A 19,136-nucleotide genomic window follows, 5' to 3' on the forward strand; every position below is an offset into this window, starting at 1 on the left:
GGGAGGCCGTGATGACAAAGAATTCATTGATACTGGCGGCGGGCCTCTGCGGGCTCGCCGCCTGCGCATCCGGCGCGGGTGCGCCGCAGGTGAAGTGGAGCGCGTCCAGCTGGAACGGCCTTGCGCCGCAAACGCTCGGCACAGAGAACTTCAACTTCTACGCCGCGCCGCTGGACGGGCAGGGCTTCAGGCTGAAACTCACCCTGCTGACAGACGGAAACTTCCGCGTTCAGGAGGGCAAAGACACGCTTCCCGCCGAACTCGAACAAGCTGCCCGTGAGGCGGCGCCCGAAGGCTGCGCATTCCTGTCGCTCACCCTCGCGGCCGATGGCAGCGCGGAAGCCGAATACAGCTGCGACTAGCCTCGCAGGCTGGACGGCGCCCGCAAGTTGCGCCAGCGTGGCGCCGCCCGATCCTGAAAGGAACGCCCTCATGCGCATTGTCTTCGCTGCCGCGGCCGCCGCATTGCTGCTCTCGGCGTGTTCTCCCAAAGCTGAAACGCCTGCCGCTGACGCGCCCCTGCCGCTCGACGAGTCGGCGTCTGCCGCAATGGAGGCGGAGCCCGAAGCGCTGCTCGACCCCGGCGCGCTCGACCTGTCGAAGATCGCGCTTGCCATGCGCATCCCGTCGACCTTTCGGGCGTATGAAGAAGGCGCCTATCTCCAGATCAATGTCATGAACCCGCGCCTCGGCATCGACATCGCCGAGAACTTCCCGCTGGTGCAAACGTCCGAGGCGAGCAGCGCCGTACTGGCGAGCGAGGCCAAGGATGGCTTCACCGTGTGGACCTACGGCACGATGGCGGAGGACACCGCGCGCCTTGCGGCGCTCAGCGCTGAACTCTCCCGCCTGAAACGCGAAGCGCCGGGTGAGAACGAGCTTGCCTTCGGCGCGGTGGCGCCCGGTTGCTGGAACGAGCCGGAGCAGACCCCCGGCAGCCTCGCCCGAACACTGTATATCCGCCTCTCCCCGGAAGAGGACTTCATCGTGCTGGTGCCGGAACAGGTCGTATCGCAGGGCGCCGTGCCGGGCACTGAGAGCTTCTGGGGCGCGTGCAAGGACTAGGAACAGATCGGATGCATCCTGACATCAAGACCTACAACGCTCAGCAGGACCCCGCGCACCGCGAGGTGTGCGACCTGCTCGCGCAGGAGATCGGCAAGGCGCTGCCGAAGGCGGAGAGCAAGATCTGGCATGCCCATCCGGTCTGGTTCCTCGATGGCAATCCCATCGCCGGCTACAGCAAGCAGAAGCCCGGCATCCGGCTGATGTTCTGGAGCGGCGCGGATTTCGAGGAGGCCGGTCTGAATGTCACCGGCAAGAAGTTCAAGGATGCCTCCGTATTCTTCAATGACGCCTCAGAGGTGCCGCTCCGCGACCTGCGCCGCTGGCTGAAGAAGGCGCAGACCATCCAGTGGGATTACAAGAATCTCATTACGCGCAAGGGGAAGCTCCTGAAGCTCGAACTTTAACCGCAGGGCTTACCGCCGCCCACCTGAGGCCACTCGCGCGGCACCCCAATCTTGTGGTATCAGGCTTGCGCGATGAGTGATGCTCTTGGTCCCGGTGATCTGGTCTTGTGTGTCAACGCGGCCCCGAACCACGTGACGGGCGAGCCCGTGCCGCTGGTCGCCGGCGAGACCTACCGCGTGTTCGACCTCTGGGAATTTGCCTGCCCCTGCGGGCGCTCCGACGCGCTTGTCGATGTCGGCCTCGGCTGGGCCTGGTGCCAGAGCCGGTTCCGCAAACTGCCGAAGCCGAAGGCAAAGGCGAAGACGCGCAAGGTCTCGACGCCGAAAGAACTTCAGCCGTCCTGAACGTGCGTTTCAGCGCTGCAGCTGCGCCCTGAACCAAGGCTCCAGCCGGCTGAGCGCCTCGCAGATTTCATCCGTAGACAGCGCAAACGAAAACCGCATGAACCGGTGCCCCTCCACGGGATCAAAATCCATCCCCGGCGCGGTCGCCACACCTGTCTCCTCCAGCAGCTTCAGGCAGAAGGCGAGGCTGTCATCCGTGAAGCGCGAAATGTCCGCGTAGATATAGAACGCCCCGTCCGGCGGCGCGATGCGCTCGAGGCCAAGGCGTGGCAGCGCGTCCAGCATGAGCGCGCGGTTGGCGCGGTAGACCTCGACATGCCCGTCCAGCTCCGCGCGGCTGTCCATTGCCACGAGGCCCGCATGCTGGGCGAGCGAGGGCGCGGTCAGGAAGAGGTTGCCGATATAGGCGCCCGTGCGCTGCGCCCCGTCTTCGGGCGACACCAGCCAGCCAAGCCGCCAGCCCGCCATCGAGAAATACTTCGAGAAACTGTTGACGATGTAAGCGTTAGGGTCGAACTCCAGCATCGAGTGGATCTTCGGCCCATAGGTGAGGCCGTGATAGATCTCGTCCGAGATGATCCGCGCGCCGATCCGCTTGGCAACGCCCGCAATCGCGGCCAGTTCCTCCTTCGGAATGATCGTGCCGGTCGGGTTCGCCGGGCTCGCCAGCAGGATGCCCTGCGGCTTCTCTGGCAGCGCCTCAATTGCCGCCGCCGAAATCTGGAAACGTGTTTCCTCGCCGCAGGGAATCTCCACCGGCTCGAAGTTCAGCGCACGGATGGTGTTGCGATACGCCACATAGCCCGGCCGGGCGAGCGCGATCCGGTCACCAGGATTGAACGCCGTCGCCAGCGCCAGCACCAGCGCAGGCGAAGCCCCGCAGGTGATCGCGATCCGCCGCGTCTTCACCTCGACGCCGTACGTCTCGAGATAGTGCCGCGCGATGCGCTCCTTCAGCGGCACGCTCTCCCAATAGCCCATCGACTCGGTATCGAGCACGCCGTGCGCCGCCGCGATGGCGGCCTTCGGGGCGCCGGTTGAAGGCTGGCCGAATTCCATGTGCAGGATGCGCTTGCCCGCCGCCTTCATTTCATGCGCGCGCCGGCTGATCGAGATCGCCTGGAAGGGCGCAATATCCTGTCCCATCGTCAGCGCGCCGCTATCGACGGCAGCCAGGTCGCGAGCTGCGGCATCGCCGCGACACAGGCGATCAGCAAAAGCTGTAGGCCGATGAAGGGCAGCGCGCCGCTCCAGATCTGCCCCGTGCTCACCTCCGGCGGCGCCGCGCCGCGCAGGTAGAACAGCGCAAACCCGAAGGGCGGTGTCAGGAAGCTCGTCTGCAGGTTCACCGCCATCAGGATCGCCAGCCAGACCGGGTCGCATCCCAGCAGGATCAGCGGCGGCGCCACCAGTGGCACGACCACGAACACGATCTCGATGAAGTCGAGGAAGAAGCCGAGGATGAACATCACCAGCATCGTCATCGCCAGCGCGCCCCATTTGCCGCCGGGCACGGCGTGCAGGATGTCGGCGATCAGGTCGTCGCCGTCAAAGCCGCGGAAGACGAGGCTGAACAGCGACGCGCCGATCAGGATCAGGAACACCATGGATGTGATGTGCGTCGCGCTTTTCAACGCAGGCTTCAGCTGCGTGCGTTGCCAGAGAACAACCAGCGATGCAGCCAGCGCGGCAAAGAACACGAATGCCGCCAGCGCCGTCACGCCCATGCCCGCCGCTGCCAGCCCTGAATGCTCGATATCGCCCACACGCAGGTCCAGCGTGTTGCGCAGGATCAGGATCACCGGCAGGCTCGCAAAGCCCGCGAGGATGACCAGCGACAGCCGGCTCTTCGCGTCCACCGACAGGCGCAGCCCCGCCAGCAACAGCGCGCCGCCCGCGCCGATGGCCGCAGCCTCCGTAGGCGGAGCAATCCCGCCGAGGATCGACCCAAGCACCGCCACGATCAGCGTCAGCGGCGCGCCGAGGCCGATGGCTACCTGCTTGAAGGTCAGCGGTGGCACGCTGTCATCGGGCTGCGCTGCCGGGCAGGAGGTAGGGCGGAAAATCGCCATCGCCGCCACCCAGGCGAGATAGAACAGCACGAGCAGCAGGCCGGGGATCAGCGCGCCGGCAAACAGGTCGCCGACAGAGACGACCGCCGAGCCCGCGCCCGTGCGCAGGCTCGCCTGGCTCGCCGCATTGGAAATCGCGTCCGCCAGCAGGATCAGCACGATGGAGGGCGGAATGATCTGCCCCAGCGTGCCGGAGGCCGCGATCGTGCCGGTTGCAAGGCGCGGATCATATCCCTGCCGCAGCATCGACGGCAGGGCGATCAGCGTCATGGTGATGACGGTTGCGCCGACAATGCCAGTCGAAGCCGCGAGCAGCGTACCAACCAGGATTACCGCAAAACCCAGCCCGCCGCGCACGCCGGTCAGCAGCCGGCTCGCAATCGTCAGCAGGTCTTCTGCCACACGGGAACGTTCAAGGATCACCCCCATCAGGACGAACAAAGGCACCGCAATCAGCGTCTGGCTCTGCATGATCGAGCCGCCTTCGATACGGCTCGGGAAGGCTTTCAGGAACGTGTCGGGAAACACGCCGAGCGCAATGCCGATCAGCGCGAAGATCAGCGCCACGCCGCCCAGCGTCAGCGCGACCGGATAGCCCGCGAGCAGGCCGCCGAGCGCAACAAGGAACATAGTGATGGCGAGGATGGCCTCAAGCTCCATGGCCGCTCGCCTCCGCATCTGCGGCAGGCTCTGCCGGGGGCAGGGCGCCGGTCAGGCGCAACGCAGCCTTCAGGCTCTCCGACAGGCCCTGCGCCATCAGCAACACGGCAAAGACCGGCACCAGAGACTTGAACAGGAACAGGATCGGCAATCCGTCCGACTCACGCGAGCCTTCCAGCAGCATCCAGCTGCGCGAAAGGCCCGCTTCGCTGGTCGTAATGATCCGTACACAGATCGGAAACAGCAGCAGATAAGCGCCCGCCAGTTCGATCCAGTTGCGCCCCGCCTCGCCGAAGCGCGGGCGCAGGATGTCGACGCGCACATGCGCGCCGTCCCGCAGCGCGGCCGCAGCACCGAGCATGAACATTGCCGCAAAGGCGTACATGACAATTTCGCTGAGCCAGGTGAAGGACAGGCCGAAGGCATAGCGCAGCACAACCACGGCCAGCTGCGCAAAGATCAGCACGGCGCCGGCAAACATGGCCGCCCCGAGCGCTGTGCCCGTCACCTTGTCGATGACGGCGATGATGCGTTTCGCGATGCCGTCCAGCAGGCCCGGCAACGCCAGCGCCAGCAGCGGCAGCGCAAACAGCGGCAGCAGGGCAAAGCCCGCCCATTTGAAGAAAGTGCCGAATGCGCTGACAAGCTGGGGATCCATGCTTCGGCCCTGCTACTTGCCGAGTGCGCGGGCGGTGTAATACGCGCCGTCGGAAACGCCCGCCCAGCCGCGCATCAGCTTGAGCGAGCGCTCGAAGCTCTCATAGATCCGCTTCTCGATGCCGTCGCGCCCGCTCGCCGCGCGCACATCGAAGGCGGCTTCCGACATCCGCTTCACCACTTCCTCCGGGAACGACCGGAGCTGCGTGCCGTGCTCGCGCACGAGAAGATCGAGGTGGACGGAGTTCTGATAGGTGAACTCGCCGAGCGCAATGTGATTGCAGGCTGCGCAGGCGGCTTTAAGAATCTCCTGCTCGCTCGGGATCAGGCTGTCCCACACCTGCCGGTTGATGCCGACCGCAAGGCTCGCGCCGGGCTCATGGAAGCCGGGGCCATAATAATAGGGCGCCTCGCGGTGGAAGCCGAGCGCGTAGTCATTCCACGGGCCCACCCATTCGGCCGCATCAATCGCGCCCGTCTGCAGCGCCTGGTAAATCTCGCCCCCCGCCAGCGCGACAGAGGCGCCGCCAAGGGCGCGCAGCACTTCGCCGCCTTGCCCTGGAATGCGCATCTTCAGGCCTACGAAATCGTTCAGTGTACGGATATCCTTGCGGAACCAGCCGCCCATCTGGTGGCCGGTATTGGCGCCCTGCAGCGACTTGATGCCGAACTGGCCGGCAAGTTCGTCCCAGAGTTCCTGCCCGCCGCCGAAATCGATCCAGCCCATGATCTCCTGCGCCGTCATGCCGAAAGGCACGGCAGTGAAGAAAGGAAAGCCGGTGGACTTCGCCGTCCAGTAATAGTCCGCGCCGTGATACATGTCGGCCGAACCGTTGGCGACGGCATCGAAGCTCTCGAAGGGCGGCACCAGCTCGCCCGCGGCGAACACCTTGATCTCCATCAGACCGTCAGACATCGCGAACACGAATTCGGACAGGCGCTCGGCCGCGCGCCCGAGGCCGGGCAGGCCCTTCGGCCAGGTGGTCACCATGTTGAAGCGGCGCCGGCTGCGGCTGATCGCCGGGCCGGAAAGCGCCTCGCCGGATTTCGGGTTCGCAAAGGTCGCTGCCGCGCCCGCCGCTCCAAGCAGCCCCGCGCCGACCAGATTGCGCCGGTTGATCATGCCATTGCCTCCCCAGCTGCCGCCCGCCGGTCTTCTGCCGGTCAGGGGCCTTGCGGCTTACTCGTCGTCTCTCAAGAGCCGCCAGCGATCCCCGTCAAGCACTTCCAGCGGCTGGTAGCGGCGCTTGTAGGCCATCTTCGGGCTGCCCTTCACCCAGTAGCCGAGGTAAAGGTGCGGCAGGCCGAGTTCCTGGGCATGGCGAATGTGATCGAGGATCACATGATGGCCAATGCTGCGGCGGTCCTGTTCCGGGTCGAAGAAGGTGTAGACCATCGAGAACCCGTCGCGCAGGATGTCGGTGATCGAGGCTGCGACCAGCGGGGCGGACTCTTCCGGCCCGTCGCGGTATTCGAAGATCAGGCTCTGCACAGGGCTGCCGCCAACCATCGCGACATAGTCCCGGTAGGTCATCTCCGACATGCCGCCATTGTCGTGGCGATGCTTCACATAGGCCTTCAGCAGGCGGAACTGCTCGCGCGTTGCCTGCGAGGCGACCGGGCGGCGCACCAGCGAGGCGTTCTTCGCCATCACCTTCCGGTCATTGCGGCTGAAGGTGAACTCCCGCGTCGGTACGCGCACACTGCGGCAGGCATTGCAGCGAAGGCAGGCCGGCCGGTAGGCAATCGACTGGCTGCGGCGGAAACCCGACTGGCTCAGCGCATTGTGCACGGCGTCGGCTTCAGGAATGGCGAGATTGGTGAAGGCCTTGCGTTCCTTCCGATCCGGCAAATAGGGGCAGGGACTGGGGTTCGTCACATAGAACCTCAGCGACCGCTCAAGCCCGGCCGGCAACAGATGGGAATCCGTAAACTTCATGTCGGGCGACGATACACCGCGCCGCCCCGGCGCCAATAGCCCAAATCAGGGGAGGGAGCCTGCCGCTGTAAAAAAGTCACAGGGGCGTGGCCCGTTTGCATCAGGGTTGGGCGCCGAGATGCACTTTCAGGCTGATCCGGCGGTTGCGGGCATTGTGCGGCTCGCCGGGGTTCAGGGGCTGAGTGTCGGCAAGGCCGGTCACGGCCCGCACCCGTTCATCTGCCACACCGCCAGCCGCCAGCAAGCGGCGGGCTTCATGGGCGCGGTCGGAGGACAGCTCCCAGTTCGAATATCCTGCGCCGGCCAGACCGAAGGCATCCGTATGCCCCTCGATCGACAGGGCGTTCGGCAGACCGGCCAGCGTCACCGCCGCCGCTTCCACCAATGCCCGGCCTTCCGGCGTCAGGGCGCCGCGGGCGCTCTCGAACAGCGGGCGGCCTTCAGTATCCACGAGGTCGATCCGCACCCCGTCCGGCTCAGCCGTCAGAACGATGCTCTCGCCGGCCGCCTTCAACACTTCGGAAAGGGTCAGCAGGCTGAACAGGCGGTCCGTCTCCACCGGCACGTCCCCGGTGGTGGCAAGGGAGGTGTCGGCAGGGCGGGGCTTGAACTCGGCAGCAATGGCGGCGCGGCTTTCCGGGGAAACGCCGCTGACCAGCCACATCAACAGGAAGAAGGCCATCAGTGCCGTCAGGAAGTCGGCATACGCAATCTTCCACGTGCCCATTTTACGGGCCGGGAAGGCGGGCATTCTGCCCGCGCGTGTCCGGAGGGTTGTGGCGTGAGCCATTCGTCCTGGTCCTGTCCTTCTGACGGCACCGTCATCCCTATCAGGTCATGGTGAAACCCACGCTTCGGGCGGGGGTGGGATTTCGATGAAATTCGATCTATTGCGTCCGCAAACCCGTCCCAAAAGGAGACAGTCATGGCGCGCACCGCATTCCTCGGCCTTGGAGTCATGGGCTTTCACATGGCCGGCCACCTCGCGCGGGCGGGTCATCAGGTTACCGTCTGGAACCGCTCGGCAGCGAAATCCGAAGCCTGGAAAGCCGTCCACCGGGGCGACATCGCCAAAGACCCCGCCGCGGCCGTGTTCGGCGCCGAATATGTCCTCATGTGCCTCGGCGATGATCCGGACGTGCGCGCCGTATTCGATGCCTTCGAGCCGAGCCTCGGCGCGGGCATGACCGTCATCGACCACACCACCGCCTCCGCCGGCCTCGCCCGCGACCTCGCCTTGCGCTGCAAGGCGAAAGGCGCCCGCTTCACTGACGCCCCGGTCTCTGGCGGCGAGGCAGGCGCGATCAATGGCAAGCTCACCATCATGTGCGGCGGCGAGGAAGCCGCCTTCGCCTCCGCCGAGCCGGTGATGAACGCCTTCGCCCACAAGATCACCCTGATCGGCGACACCGGCGCCGGCCAGCTCGCCAAGTCCGTCAACCAGATCTGCATCGCGGGCATCGTGCAGGGCCTCGCCGAAGGCCTGCACTTCGCCGAGAAAGCCGGGCTCGACGCTGCGAAAGTGATCGAGGCGATTTCCGGCGGCGCGGCGCAAAGCTGGCAGATGGAAAACCGCTGGAAAACAATGACCGAGGGCAAGTTCGATTTCGGCTTCGCGGTCGACTGGATGCGCAAGGACCTGCGCATCACCCTCGACGCCGCCCGCGAGACCGGCGCAAGCCTCCCGCTCACCGCCATGGTCGACCAGTACTACGCCGACGTGCAAGCCATGGGCGGCAACCGCTGGGATACGTCGAGCCTGATTGCGCGGTTGAACAGGACGCCCTAATCTTCCGTGTTCGGAGGAGGGGATCCATGGCCAAGGCAAAGTACGACCTGAAAACCAAAGCGACTGAAATCACGCCAAAGGATTTCATCGCCGCAATGGAAGACGGCCCGCGCAAGGCCGACGCCGAAACGCTGCTGAAATGGATGACGAAAGTCACCGGCCTCAAACCGAAGATGTGGGGCCCGAGCATCATCGGCTATGGCCGCTATGCCTACACCTATGACAGCGGCCATTCCGGCGAAATGTGCATGACCGGCTTCAGCCCCCGCAAGGCCAACATGGTCCTCTACATCCTGCCGGGCTACACGGACATCTCCGACAAGCTCGCCCGCCTCGGCAAGCACAAGACCGGCAAGAGCTGCCTCTACATCAACAAGCTCGCCGATGTGGACATGAAGGTGCTCGAAGAAATCGTCCTCTTCGGCCTCGCGCACGTCCGAAAAAATCATCAGACGTGGGACGCGTAGGGCGGGTTAGGCCAAAGGCCGTAACCCGCCGTCCACGGATGAGTAACAGTGGCGGGTTACGCCTTCGGCTAACCCACCCTACGCCAGCTTCTCCGCCGCCCGCTCCGCGAAATAGGTAATCACCCCTGCCGCGCCCGCGCGCTTGAAGCACATGAGCGTTTCCATCATCACGCGGTCGCCGTCGATCCAGCCGTTCTGCGCGGCGGCCATGATCTGCGCATATTCGCCGGACACCTGATAGGCCAGCGTCGGCACGCCGAACGTGCCCGACACCCGCTGCACGATATCCAGATAGGGCAGGCCGGGCTTCACCATCACCATGTCCGCGCCCTCGGCAAGGTCGAGCGCCACTTCGCGCAGCGCTTCATCCGTGTTCGAAGGATCCTGCTGGTAGGTTTTCTTGTCACCCTTCAGCGCCGCCGCCGAGCCGATGGCTTCGCGGTAGGGGCCATAGAAGCCGCTGGCATATTTGGCGGCATAGGCGAGGATCATGGCGTTGGTGAAGCCTTCGTCCTCGAAGGCCGCGCGGATGGCGCCAATGCGCCCGTCCATCATGTCCGACGGGGCAACCACGTCCGCGCCCGCACCGACATGCACCAGCGCTTGGCGAACCAGCCGCTCCACCGTCGCATCGTTGGGAATGGTCCCGTCCTCGTCCAGCAGACCATCATGGCCGTGGCTTGTATAGGCATCCAGCGCAACGTCCGTGATCAGACCAACTTCCGGGGCGGCATCCTTCATCGCCTTCAGCGCCCGCGGCACGAGGCCCTCCGGTGAAAGGGCGCCGGTGCCTTCGGCATCCTTGCCCTCCGGCCCGATATACGGAAACACCGCGATCGCCGGAATGCCCAGCGCCTTCGCCCGCTTCGCCGCCAGCGCCGCTTCCTTCACCGAGAGCCGGTCCACCCCAGGCAGCGAGGCGACCGGCACGCGGCCCTCGCCATCATGCACGAATACGGCCCAGACAAGGTCGGCCGGCGTCAGCACCGTTTCGGCGACAAGGCTGCGGACCCACGGCGCCTGCCGCAGGCGGCGCATCCGGGTGGCGGGGAAGGATTGGGGAAACTCGGTCATGCCCCTTCCTAGCGCCAAATCCGCCCGGCTCACAACCAGCCGGTGCGCCGCACCATGAAGCAGCGCTTCGACACGTCCAGCCCATTGGCCGCCTGCGAGGCTTCGATCTGCAGCATCCAGTCCTCGAACTGCCGCCTCGGCAGCTCGCGAAAGCCCTGCGTGCGGTAAAACGGCCCGTTCCAGGCAAGGTCACGGAAGGTCGACAGCGTCACCGATTTCAGCCCCCGCCGCCCGGCATCCCGGATCACATGCTCCATCAGCGCCGCGCCCAGCCCCTTGCGCCCATGCGCGGGGTCCACGCTGATCTGGTCGAGATAGAGGGAATTGCCGCGCACGGAAGTCAGCGCAAAGCCCACCGCGTCGCCCTTGCAGCGCACCGCCGTCAGGTGGCCCGGCGCCATAGCCGCTTCCAGCGTTTCCACCGGCACATGGTCGGTGAGGGCCTCGTCCGGAAGATATCCGGTGCCCGCAAACAGCTTGCTGGCGGCAAGGTCTGCAAACACGAGATCGGCCACATCTTCCGGCGCTGCCGGGGTGATCGTATATCCGTCGGGCAGGCGGCGAGTTGACATGGGGGCAGGCTCTAATCCATTCCGGGCGCAGACATATTGGGATTGGGACGGATTGCCAATGAGCCTGTTGTTCACAGATGAGCGCGCGATGATCCGCGACATGGCGGCCAAATTCGCCGCCGACCAGCTCGCCCCCCATTCGGAGGCCTGGGACAGGGACAGCCACTTCCCGGTCGACGTGATCCGGTCCACCGCCGAACTCGGCTTCGCGGGCATCTATGTGCAGGAAGATGTCGGCGGCTCCGGCCTCACGCGCACCGATGCGGCGATCATCTTCGAACAGCTCTCCTATGGTGATGTCTCCACCGCCGCCTTCATCTCCATTCACAACATGGCGTCCTGGATGATCGACACGTTCGGCTCCGACGCCCAGCGCAAGGCCTGGCTGCCACGCCTCACCGCGATGGAGCTGATCGCCTCCTACTGCCTCACCGAACCCGGCGCAGGCTCTGACGCCGCCAGCCTCAAGACCAAGGCCGTGAGAGACGGCGGCGATTACGTCATCACCGGCACCAAGCAATTCATCTCCGGCGCCGGCACGTCGGACGTTTATGTCCTGATGGCCCGAACGTCAGATGACGGAGCAAAGGGTGTCTCCGCCTTCATCATCGAGAAAGACACGCCCGGCCTCTCCTTCGGCGCCAACGAACGCAAGATGGGCTGGAAGTCCCAGCCGACGCGGCAGGTCATCCTCGACGGCCTGCGCGTGCCCGCCGCAAACCGCATCGGCGAGGAAGGCCACGGCTTCCGCTTCGCCATGGCGGGGCTCGATGGCGGGCGCCTCAACATCGCGGCCTGCGCCCTCGGCGGCGCCCAGCTCGCGCTCGACAAGGCCGTCGCCTACGCGAAAGACCGCAAACAGTTCGGCAAGGCGATTGCGGATTTCCAGAACACCCAGTTCAGGCTCGCCGACATGGAAACCGAGCTGCAGGCCGCCCGCCTGATGCTCTACGAAGCCGCCGGCCGTCTCGATGGCAAGACACCGGATGCCGGGCGCTGGTGCGCGATGGCGAAGCGGTTCGTCACCGACACCGCCTTCAAGGTCGCCAACGACGCCCTGCAAATCCACGGCGGCTATGGCTACCTCGCCGATTACGGCGTCGAACGCATCGTCCGTGACCTGAGGGTCCACCAGATCCTCGAGGGCACAAACGAGATCATGCGTGTGATTATCTCAAGGGATATGCTGAAGGGGTAGCAAAAACCTCTCATTTCTTATCATCCCGGCGAAAGCCGGGACCCAGAAATTGCAACATTTCGGGGGTAGAACTAGGTCCCGGCTTTCGCCGGGATGACACCACTGGGCTGGAAGCGTCAGTGCCGCGGCACCCGTCCCCGTATCCGGTCAAACCCCTCCCGGATCACCGCAAACCGCGCCTCGATATACGGCTCGAACTGCAGGTCCGTGAAAATGTGCGGCCAGTCGCCTTCGATCGCCTCACGTACCAGCTCGCCGACATAGAGCGGGTCGATCCCGTGGGCGATCGCGTCCGCCGCGCTCTGGATCAGCTCTGTCTGCGCCACATCCGGCGCGCGCTCCGGAATCTTGCCGGCAAACCGGTCCGGAATGTTGCGGGTGGATTCCATGATCCGTGTCCGGATGAAACCGGGGCACAGCACCGAAACGCCGATCCCCTTCGGCGCCAGCTTCGGCCGCAGTCCTTCAGACAACGCCACCACACCGAACTTCGTCACATCATAGGAAGGGTTCGTCGCCGCGATCATGCCCGCAATCGAGGCAGTCGACACAATCTGCCCGCCCTCGCCATGTTTCTCGATCAGCGGCCCGAAAATCTCGATGCCCCAGATCACAGACCAGAGGTTCACCCCCATCACCCAGTTCCAGCCCGCATCATTCCAGGTGCCATAATCGCCCCCGCCGCCCACGCCGGCATTGTTGACGAGAATGTGCACCTTGCCGAATGCCGCAATCGTCTCGTCGGCAGCGCGCTGCAGGTTGTCCTTCAGCGACACATCTGCCACCACGCCGGCCACGTCCGCATTCGTCGCCTTGAGGCCCGCCACGGCCGCGTCCAGCGCCGCCTTCTCGATATCGCACAGCATCACCTTCACGCCGGCCTGCGCCAGCGCTGTCGCAATGCCCAGCCCGATGCCGGAGGCCGCGCCGGTCACGAACGCCGTCTTTCCCTCTAGGTGTTTCACGTATTCCTCCCGGGTTTCGTTTTGCCAGACCATGCGCCGGGCGCAGGCTGCGCGCAATCGGCCCGCGCGCTTCACCCAGCGTCACTTTTTGACGGAGACGGAATGACCTGCCATCAAAAGTCCATGCCCGCCGACCTGATCTTCGAATCGCTGGAACGTGCCGCCGAAACCGGCACCGATCCTGCGCCGCTGGTCTATGCGCGCCTGTTCGCCCTGCGCCCCGAGTTCGAAGCCCTGTTCGTAATGGATACCGATGGCGGCGTGCGCGGCGCCATGCTGGAAACCTGCTTCAACGCCATCCTCGGCCTCGCCGATGATGCACCCACCCAGCGCGTCATCATCTCCTCCTCGCGCTTCAGCCACACGGCCTATGGTCTCGCTGAAGCCGATCTCGATCTCATCTTTGGCGTCATCCGCGACACGGTGCGTGATCTCAACGGCGACGCCTGGACCCCCGAAGCCGCCGCCGCCTGGGACACCCGCCTCGCCGAAATCGCCGCCATCGTCTGAACCACTGGCGCGGCTGTGCCGCCTCCGCTAGTCTCGCCTCAATTGATCCGGGGAGGACAGACATGACCGACAAGACCAGCGCCACCTATGGCTCCGTCTCGCGCCTCAATCACTGGCTCGGCGCCGCCCTGTTCGCCAGCCTGCTGATTGTCGGCTTCATCCTGTCCTATGACGTCCTGCCGGACGAACAGGCCGGAGAGATGCGCAACCTTCACAAGGCCACCGGCACGCTCGTCTTCTTCTTCGCGCTCTGGCGCGTCACATGGCGCCTTGGTCAGGGCTTCCCGCCCGCCGCATCAGACCGCGCCGCATGGGAACTCACCCTGTCGAAACTCGTGCACGGCGCCATGCTCCTTGCACTGATCATCATGCCGCTGTCCGGCATCCTCATGTCGCTGATGGGCGGGCGCGGCATCGATATGTACGGCCTATTCACAATCCCGGCCTTTGCAGAGATGAAGGATTTCGCCCGCTCCGCCCGCGCCGTGCACGGCTATGCCGCCTACACGCTCGCCACACTGATTGTCCTGCACATCGCCGGCGCCCTGAAACACGCCGTCATCGACCGCGACGGAACGCTCCGCCGCATGCTGTCAGGCCAGGCAGCGGTCTGAAAGTATCAGTCGAGCTTGAACTCGACGCCGATTTCCAGGCCGCTTTCCCAGCGCTTCATGCAATTGCGCGGGTGGCGGAATTGCGGAATCCGCAGCTCGAACTCGTCCGGCAGCAGCACACCTTCCGGCAGGGCAAGGCGTGCACCGCCCGCCGACACGTCCCGGATCTCGACTTCCTGCCGCCTGAACCAGCCGAGCTTGACCATGCCGCGTGCTTCCACACGAATGCGCTGTCCCCGGCGGTTGAACTTCGCAACATCCAGTCGCGGAGCGTGGTTGGATTGGTTGACCATATCGGATCCCGGTATTGGCTCTTGGGTTTGGATCATGGTTATCGCACACAGATGTAAAGGCTTGCCGAAACAGCTTGTATCAATTCGGGAAGAACGCATTTACGGGAGGTTCACACTTTGGACGGGGAAATCGGCATGAGCCAGGATGTGTTGATCCGCCAGCAGGGCGGGCTCGGCCGGATCACGCTGACCCGGCCCGGCGCGCTGCATGCGCTCAACACGCCGATGTGCGCTGCCATCCTTAATGCCGTGCGCGCCTGGGCGGGCGATCCCTCTGTGCACCTCCTCTGGATCGACCATCAGGAAGGCACACGCGGCTTCTGCGCCGGCGGCGATATCCGCATGCTTGCGGAAAGCGGCGCGGGCGATGCGTCCGAGGCGCGGGAATTCTTCCGCACCGAATACCGCATGAATGCCGCCCTCGAAGCCTTCCCGAAACCCATCCTCTCGGTCATCGACGGCGTCACGATGGGCGGCGGCGTCGGCCTCACCGTCCACGGCTCCCACCGCGTCGCCACCGAGCGCACCGTCTTCGCCATGCCGGAAACCGGCATCGGCCTCTTCCCGGATGTCGGCGGCGGCTGGTTCCTCCCGCGCCTTGCCGGCGAGCTTGGCACATGGCTCGCCCTAACCGGCGCGCGCCTGAAGGGCGTGGATGTCGCCGCCGCCCGCGTCGCCACGCATTTCATGCCGTCCGAACTCATACCCGCGCTCGCCCGCCAGCTCGAAAGCGCCGATTTCTCGGACGGCGCCGCCGCGCTGCTCGGCGAAATCCTCGGCCGCTTCACCCATGCCATCCCGCCCGGCAGCTTCGCCCCGCACCGAGAAACCATCGACCGCTGTTTCCGCTTCGACACCGCCGAGGAAATTCTCGCCGCCCTAGAAGGAGACACAGGCGACTGGGCGCACACTGAAGCCGCCACCCTGCGCGCCAAAAGCCCCGAGACCGTCAAGGTCGCCCTGCGCCAGCTGCGCGAGGGCCGCCGCCTCGAAAGTTTCGAAGACAACATGCGCATGGAATTCCGTATCGGCTGGCGCAAGGTGCAGAGCGCCGATTTCCTCGAAGGCGTGCGCGCCGTCATCATCGACAAGGACAACGCCCCCGTCTGGAAGCCCGCCCGCCTCGAAGACGTGACGCCTGCCGATGTCGACCGCTACTTTTCCCCGCTCGGCCGAGACGAGCTGACCTTCGGAGACTAGATGCGCGGCGAGGTTCTGAGGCCCGACGACGATACCGGCCCCGGCCTCATCCTCGGCGAGGATGGCCGGCGCTACACCTTCCGCACCGACCGCGTGCACCGGCGCGCCGCCCTCGCAGCCGGCACACCGGTCGATTTCGTCTCCCTGGGCGAAGAAGCGCGCGATATCTACGTCCTCTCGCGCCCGGCCGCCCCGCCACCGGCCGCCCTGTCCGACGCCGCCTACGCACCCGCGGTCGCGGCCAAGGCTGACGGCCTCTTTACTTACTTCCTCCGTACGCTCACCCGGAATTACTTTCAGTTCTATGGCCGTGCCCGCCGCGCCGAATACTGGGGATACTTCCTGTTCTGGCTCGTTTCTCTGGTAATACTGTTCATCGTAGACGGTTTGATTTCGGCAGTATTTCTCGGCGGCGATCCCATGGGCAGTCCGGACTTTGTTCCGGTCCTCACGGTTCTGTTCTGGCTATACAGTATTATACCCGGCATGGCCGTCACTATCCGGCGCCTGCATGACCAGGATATCAGCGGCTGGCTCTACCTGATCAATGTCTTGCCCTCTATTGGGGGCATCATACTCTTTATTCTGATGTTCTTCGATTCCCGGCCCAATCCTAATAAACACGGGGCAAGCCCGAAATACGGGCCGGCACAGACGATCAACGTCTTCACCTGAGCCCGCCGCACCGTTTCGGTGCAGTAACGGTTAAAAATGCACGCCGAATATTAACCCTGTGCTTTGCGGGGCATGTTGTGCTTATCGAAATATTAGTTTTCCCCCTGTAACTCTGTTCAAACTACAACAAAAGTTGAGTGGTGGTGAAAATGATGATGATCGACATGCAGGACACTGCAAATACTTCTATCGGCGAGAACTTCCTCAAGTCTCTGTCGCTTCTGGAACAGGCCCATCGCCGTCTGCACGACGTCGTCAAGGACGACCTCGAGCGCGGCGGCGAACGGTCGCTGACCGGCGTGCAGGCTCTGCTCCTGTATGAAATCGGCGAGGGCGATGCCCCGGCTTCCGTGCTCCGCGCTCGCGGTGCCTTTGCCGGCACGAGCCTTTCCTACAACGTCAAGAAGCTCCAGGAAGGCGGCTACCTGATCCAGACGCGTTCGGAAGACGACAAGCGCACAGTCACGCTCCGCCTCACGGATCGCGGCAAGAAAGTCCGCGCCCGCGTCGCCAAACTGTTCGAGAAGCAGGCGACCGCGCTCGAGCCGACGGCCTCGGTCCGCGTCGACGATCTGAACCAGCTCAACAAGACCATCTCGCGCCTCGAGCGCTTCTGGTCGGACCAGATCCGGTATCGTCTCTAAGAAAAAAGGAACTCCCGGCCCCTCCAGGGTGCCGGGAGTTTTCAGTTCATCCGCACAGGGATGAGCGGATCATTCCGGATAGAAGGTCTTCACCGCGGCGCTTGCGCCGCCGGCCGGCACCGCGATGCTCACCTGGCCGAACTCCGGCGCCGCGCGCAGCGTCTCGCCATTGATCGCGCCCCAGCCGTCCACGGGCCGTCCGTCTGCGGACGTATCGAACACGCCATTGCCATTGAAGTCGTGCCACACGGAAACGGCATAGGTGCCTTCCGGCAGGTCGAACGTGAACGTCTTGGCGCCCGCTTCCGGCGCTTCGATCATCTCGCCGGCCACGCCGGCATCCTGCATGAACTGCGCTTCGGTCTGCACGCCGACATAGAAGGTGCCGCCGCGCGCTTCGATATCCGTCACCGTCACGGTGAGCGGGGCGGCGCCGGCGACACCTGCAATTGTGAAGGCGCAGGCAAGGGCGATCAGGGGTTTCGGCAGGGGCATGTCGGGGGTCTCCTAAGGGCTGGCTGATATCCACTTTGTAAATCAAAGCGGATATGCCGTCAACAAAGAACTTTGTGTATCAAAGTCAAAGCCCTTTGACGCCAGCAGGGCAGGGGGCTTGCCAGCCTCACCGGCCCCCGCCACCCTCGCCCTCCCGAATCCCGGAGGCCGCATATGAAACTCTTCGCCGTCTTCGTTGGGGGCAACCATCCGCGCGCCAATGTCGAGCTGCACGATGTCCGCTTCTGCGTCGGCGAGACGCTCGAAGACACGATCCCGCAACTGCGCGCCGCCTGGTGGGGCACGCCGAAATCGCTCCACATCGATGGCTATGCCGAACTTACCCATGTCGATGGCCGCCCGGTCCGCGTGGTTCCCGGCCGCGCGCCCGCCGGACCGCGCCTGTCGCTCTGGTTCATCAATATCGGCGGCTACACACCCGAACTCTTTGGCGAACAGCATCATTATCTCTTCATGACCGGCACGGAAAAATCCGAAGTCTGGACCCGCGCCCGCGCTCTCTCTCCCGAGTGGACCGGCCGCCATAAGGACAACTTCACCGCCATCGACGACATCCTGGAAGTCGGCACGCGCCTGCCCGGAAACCTCCACCTCGATATCGGCGAGCCGGATCCCTCCGCCCCGGACCCGCGCATCGTGTCGGACTACACAAAGCTGTAAAAAACTGGAATCGCCTGTAACGGCTGAGGCTAACGCAACGCCCACCTCCCCCGCGTGCGGGGGAGGTGTCTGCGAAGCAGACGGAGGGGGGGAGCCCCCATCTCCCGCCCCATCCCCGCCGCGCAGCCCGTAGGGTGCATTAAGCGAAGCGCAATGCACCGCCCCCTTATGCAACACCAAATCCGGCCAAACGCCAAAAATCCCCCTACGGATCAAAGCCTGAAGCAGAAAGATCAGAAACCCAACGCTACACCCCCACAGGCGGGTGTATTCTCCCGCCCATGATCTCCATGCGCCAACTCCGCAGAGACCCGAACTTCGCGCCGCTCTTCCGGCACGTTCACCCCTTATGCTGGCCCATCCTCTGGTGGAGCCTCAACCGCTTCTTCCTCTGGTTCGATAGCTGCGGCTACGAAAACGTGATGCTAGCCACCACAAGATGGGGCTACGTCTACCCCGCCTATCTCGGCCAGAAGAAACCCGACCCCACAGCCTGGAAACCCTACGAACTTGAGAAACCGCGCTGGGATGACCCGGTGTGGAGCACAAACGTGCCCGCGCAACTTCTTGCGCTCACCGCAAGCGAAACCCATGCGACGATCCCCCATCCTCCCCTGCGAAGCGGGGGATGTGGCAGCGCGCTCCGCGCGCTGACGGAGGGGGCCTGCGCCCTCGTCCCACACAACACATCCTAGCCCCCTGTCATCCCGGCGAAAGCCGGGACCCAGAGGCCGCATCTCGCGCCCTCGTGGAGCTCATCCTGAGCGAAGTCGAAAGATGGGCAGGCTCACCAGCGCTTCGGCACATGCCCATC

At 64.7% G+C, this 19,136-nt stretch carries 25 protein-coding genes; 14 read left to right on the top strand and 11 right to left on the bottom strand.

Annotated elements, in window-relative coordinates; all coding sequences use genetic code 11:
• The first annotated feature begins 11 nt into the window (after positions 1-11).
• From ACK4TE_RS05295 to ACK4TE_RS05310, 4 genes are all read left to right on the top strand, one after another.
• The gene (locus tag ACK4TE_RS05295; RefSeq protein ID WP_409910442.1) at positions 12-362 is read left to right on the top strand and encodes a hypothetical protein; all 351 of its coding nucleotides are present in this window, start codon (positions 12-14) and stop codon (positions 360-362) included.
• Between the two features lie 70 nt (positions 363-432).
• Positions 433-1,065, top strand: a complete 633-nt coding sequence (locus ACK4TE_RS05300; RefSeq protein WP_409910443.1) for a hypothetical protein — start codon at positions 433-435, stop codon at positions 1,063-1,065.
• Between the two features lie 11 nt (positions 1,066-1,076).
• Complete coding sequence (locus ACK4TE_RS05305) at positions 1,077-1,472, top strand: DUF1801 domain-containing protein (protein WP_409910444.1); 396 nt, start codon at positions 1,077-1,079, stop codon at positions 1,470-1,472.
• 72 nt (positions 1,473-1,544) lie between these two features.
• Complete coding sequence (locus ACK4TE_RS05310; protein WP_409910445.1) at positions 1,545-1,817, top strand: hypothetical protein; 273 nt, start codon at positions 1,545-1,547, stop codon at positions 1,815-1,817.
• 9 nt (positions 1,818-1,826) lie between these two features.
• Here the strand turns inward: ACK4TE_RS05310 and ACK4TE_RS05315 are convergent, their stop codons facing one another.
• The 6 genes from ACK4TE_RS05315 to ACK4TE_RS05340 form a co-directional block, all read right to left on the bottom strand.
• Positions 1,827-2,963, bottom strand: coding sequence for an aminotransferase class I/II-fold pyridoxal phosphate-dependent enzyme (locus tag ACK4TE_RS05315; RefSeq protein WP_409910446.1), 1,137 nt, complete (start codon positions 2,961-2,963; stop codon positions 1,827-1,829).
• A gap of 2 nt (positions 2,964-2,965) precedes the next feature.
• A complete protein-coding gene (locus ACK4TE_RS05320; RefSeq protein ID WP_409910447.1) occupies positions 2,966-4,549 on the bottom strand; it encodes a TRAP transporter large permease subunit in 1,584 nt (527 codons plus the stop codon).
• Positions 4,539-5,207: a TRAP transporter small permease subunit gene (locus ACK4TE_RS05325; RefSeq protein WP_409910448.1), complete on the bottom strand. Its 669-nt coding sequence runs from the start codon at positions 5,205-5,207 to the stop codon at positions 4,539-4,541. The genes ACK4TE_RS05320 and ACK4TE_RS05325 overlap by 11 nt, the downstream gene beginning before the upstream one ends.
• A 12-nt stretch (positions 5,208-5,219) precedes the next feature.
• Positions 5,220-6,329: a TRAP transporter substrate-binding protein gene (locus ACK4TE_RS05330; protein ID WP_409910449.1), complete on the bottom strand. Its 1,110-nt coding sequence runs from the start codon at positions 6,327-6,329 to the stop codon at positions 5,220-5,222.
• Between the two features lie 57 nt (positions 6,330-6,386).
• Positions 6,387-7,145, bottom strand: a complete 759-nt coding sequence (locus ACK4TE_RS05335) for an arginyltransferase (RefSeq protein ID WP_409910450.1) — start codon at positions 7,143-7,145, stop codon at positions 6,387-6,389.
• A gap of 100 nt (positions 7,146-7,245) precedes the next feature.
• The gene (locus tag ACK4TE_RS05340) at positions 7,246-7,872 is read right to left on the bottom strand and encodes a flagellar motor protein MotB (protein WP_409910451.1); all 627 of its coding nucleotides are present in this window, start codon (positions 7,870-7,872) and stop codon (positions 7,246-7,248) included.
• A gap of 198 nt (positions 7,873-8,070) precedes the next feature.
• Here ACK4TE_RS05340 and ACK4TE_RS05345 point away from each other — a divergent pair, with 198 nt between their 5' ends.
• Positions 8,071-8,934, top strand: coding sequence for an NAD(P)-dependent oxidoreductase (locus ACK4TE_RS05345; protein WP_409910452.1), 864 nt, complete (start codon positions 8,071-8,073; stop codon positions 8,932-8,934).
• A gap of 26 nt (positions 8,935-8,960) precedes the next feature.
• Positions 8,961-9,401 carry a DUF1801 domain-containing protein gene (locus ACK4TE_RS05350; RefSeq protein WP_409910453.1) on the top strand — a complete coding sequence of 147 codons (441 nt, stop codon included), beginning with the start codon at positions 8,961-8,963 and terminating at the stop codon, positions 9,399-9,401.
• A gap of 78 nt (positions 9,402-9,479) precedes the next feature.
• Here the strand turns inward: ACK4TE_RS05350 and hemB are convergent, their stop codons facing one another.
• Both hemB and ACK4TE_RS05360 read right to left on the bottom strand, forming a co-directional pair.
• A complete protein-coding gene (gene hemB / locus ACK4TE_RS05355) occupies positions 9,480-10,475 on the bottom strand; it encodes a porphobilinogen synthase (protein ID WP_409910454.1) in 996 nt (331 codons plus the stop codon).
• A gap of 29 nt (positions 10,476-10,504) precedes the next feature.
• Positions 10,505-11,047 carry a GNAT family N-acetyltransferase gene (locus ACK4TE_RS05360; RefSeq protein ID WP_409910455.1) on the bottom strand — a complete coding sequence of 181 codons (543 nt, stop codon included), beginning with the start codon at positions 11,045-11,047 and terminating at the stop codon, positions 10,505-10,507.
• A 58-nt stretch (positions 11,048-11,105) separates the two neighbouring features.
• On the opposite strand from ACK4TE_RS05360, the gene ACK4TE_RS05365 reads away from it, so the two are divergent.
• Complete coding sequence (locus ACK4TE_RS05365; protein ID WP_409910456.1) at positions 11,106-12,245, top strand: isobutyryl-CoA dehydrogenase; 1,140 nt, start codon at positions 11,106-11,108, stop codon at positions 12,243-12,245.
• Between the two features lie 116 nt (positions 12,246-12,361).
• On the opposite strand, the gene ACK4TE_RS05370 is transcribed toward ACK4TE_RS05365, so the two are convergent.
• Entirely contained in the window at positions 12,362-13,210 is an 849-nt protein-coding gene (locus ACK4TE_RS05370; RefSeq protein ID WP_409910457.1) for an SDR family NAD(P)-dependent oxidoreductase, read from the bottom strand.
• A 102-nt stretch (positions 13,211-13,312) separates the two neighbouring features.
• On the opposite strand from ACK4TE_RS05370, the gene ACK4TE_RS05375 reads away from it, so the two are divergent.
• Both ACK4TE_RS05375 and ACK4TE_RS05380 read left to right on the top strand, forming a co-directional pair.
• Positions 13,313-13,720 (top strand): globin, encoded by a 408-nt coding sequence (locus ACK4TE_RS05375; protein WP_409910458.1) that lies wholly within the window; start codon positions 13,313-13,315, stop codon positions 13,718-13,720.
• Between the two features lie 62 nt (positions 13,721-13,782).
• Positions 13,783-14,334: a cytochrome b gene (locus tag ACK4TE_RS05380; RefSeq protein ID WP_409910459.1), complete on the top strand. Its 552-nt coding sequence runs from the start codon at positions 13,783-13,785 to the stop codon at positions 14,332-14,334.
• Positions 14,335-14,339: 5 nt separating this feature from the next.
• On the opposite strand, the gene ACK4TE_RS05385 is transcribed toward ACK4TE_RS05380, so the two are convergent.
• Positions 14,340-14,627, bottom strand: a complete 288-nt coding sequence (locus tag ACK4TE_RS05385) for a PilZ domain-containing protein (RefSeq protein ID WP_409910460.1) — start codon at positions 14,625-14,627, stop codon at positions 14,340-14,342.
• Positions 14,628-14,762: 135 nt separating this feature from the next.
• Here ACK4TE_RS05385 and ACK4TE_RS05390 point away from each other — a divergent pair, with 135 nt between their 5' ends.
• From ACK4TE_RS05390 to ACK4TE_RS05400, 3 genes are all read left to right on the top strand, one after another.
• Positions 14,763-15,827, top strand: coding sequence for an enoyl-CoA hydratase/isomerase family protein (locus ACK4TE_RS05390; RefSeq protein ID WP_409910461.1), 1,065 nt, complete (start codon positions 14,763-14,765; stop codon positions 15,825-15,827).
• Positions 15,828-16,502, top strand: coding sequence for a DUF805 domain-containing protein (locus ACK4TE_RS05395; protein ID WP_409910462.1), 675 nt, complete (start codon positions 15,828-15,830; stop codon positions 16,500-16,502).
• 164 nt (positions 16,503-16,666) lie between these two features.
• Positions 16,667-17,146 carry a MarR family winged helix-turn-helix transcriptional regulator gene (locus ACK4TE_RS05400; RefSeq protein WP_409910463.1) on the top strand — a complete coding sequence of 160 codons (480 nt, stop codon included), beginning with the start codon at positions 16,667-16,669 and terminating at the stop codon, positions 17,144-17,146.
• Positions 17,147-17,215: 69 nt separating this feature from the next.
• Here the strand turns inward: ACK4TE_RS05400 and ACK4TE_RS05405 are convergent, their stop codons facing one another.
• Positions 17,216-17,641, bottom strand: a complete 426-nt coding sequence (locus tag ACK4TE_RS05405; protein ID WP_409910464.1) for a DUF2141 domain-containing protein — start codon at positions 17,639-17,641, stop codon at positions 17,216-17,218.
• 174 nt (positions 17,642-17,815) lie between these two features.
• Here ACK4TE_RS05405 and ACK4TE_RS05410 point away from each other — a divergent pair, with 174 nt between their 5' ends.
• Both ACK4TE_RS05410 and ACK4TE_RS05415 read left to right on the top strand, forming a co-directional pair.
• A complete protein-coding gene (locus ACK4TE_RS05410; RefSeq protein WP_409910465.1) occupies positions 17,816-18,322 on the top strand; it encodes a DUF1543 domain-containing protein in 507 nt (168 codons plus the stop codon).
• Between the two features lie 290 nt (positions 18,323-18,612).
• Positions 18,613-19,017, top strand: coding sequence for a hypothetical protein (locus ACK4TE_RS05415; RefSeq protein ID WP_409910466.1), 405 nt, complete (start codon positions 18,613-18,615; stop codon positions 19,015-19,017).
• Positions 19,018-19,136: the final 119 nt, after the last annotated feature.

It is taken from the genome of Hyphomonas sp. (assembly GCF_046313975.1).
GTDB lineage: Bacteria > Pseudomonadota > Alphaproteobacteria > Caulobacterales > Hyphomonadaceae > Hyphomonas.